This window comes from Micromonospora craterilacus (genome assembly GCF_003236315.1).
GTDB classification, from domain to species: Bacteria; Actinomycetota; Actinomycetes; order Mycobacteriales; family Micromonosporaceae; genus Micromonospora; species Micromonospora craterilacus.
Genome location: NZ_POTY01000513.1, coordinates 1 through 926, shown reverse-complemented (window position 1 = coordinate 926; position 926 = coordinate 1). Strand labels below are relative to the sequence as shown.

Annotated in this window: 1 protein-coding gene; it reads right to left on the bottom strand. The window is 70.0% G+C overall.

Features of this window, described 5'->3' with window-relative positions; all coding sequences use genetic code 11:
• Positions 1 to 926: chitinase (locus tag C1I95_RS34160; protein WP_111220253.1), on the bottom strand; the 926-nt coding region annotated here is incomplete at both ends.

Here is a 926-nt window from a genome sequence, read left to right as displayed (position 1 = left end):
GGTGGGGGGCGACGGTGCGGGCGAAGGTGTTGTTGTTGGTGACGTCCCAGTTGACGGACCAGGTCATGGCGCCGCGGAGGCCGGGGTAGGTGCGCGGGGGGCGGAAGCTGCCGCAGTTGGTGCCTCGGGTCAGGCAGTCGAGGGCGGCGTTGACCACGCTGGGCGCGACGATGCCACCGCCGGCCGCGCCAGGACCGGCCGGCAGACCGAGCCCGACCTGGTCGGGGCGCAGCCCGGCCTCCAGTTGGATGCAGGCGAGCGCGACGATGAAGTTGACCGTTCCCTGGGCGTACGCGGCGTTGTTGTCGCAGCCGAGCATCGCCCCGGAGTTGTAGAACTGGGTGTTCACCACGGTCAGGATGTCCTTGATGTCCAGCGCCAGCTTGAAGTAGCTGCCGGCCGGGTTCTGCATGTCGATGGTCTGCGGCGCCATCGCGATGATCAGGCCGCTGCCCACCTTCGACCGCAGCGACCGCAGCGCCTGCGCCATGTACGTCGGGTTCAGCCCGTTCTCCAGGTCCACGTCGACCCCGTCGAAGCCGTACCGCTGGATCAACGCGTGCACGCTGTTGGCGAAGGCCACCGCGGAGGCCGCGTCGTTCACCGCGACCCGGCCGGTCTCCCCACCGACCGAAATGATCACCTTCTTGCCCCGGCTCTGCAACGTCCGTACGTCGGCGGAGAACTCGGCGTCGGTGTAGCCGCCGAGCGAGGCGGACAGACCGGGGTCGACGGCGAAGCCGACCGCGCCGGGCGTGCTGGTGGCGTCGGCGAAGGCGACCGCGACCAGGTCGTACTCAGCGGGCACGTCGCGCAGCCGTAGCTCGACGGCCGGGTTGTCGAAGTTGTGCCAGTACCCGGTCAGGATGTGCTTCGGCAGTCCGGTGACCGGTGGCGGGCTGGTCGGCGGCGGGGTCGTCGGAGGT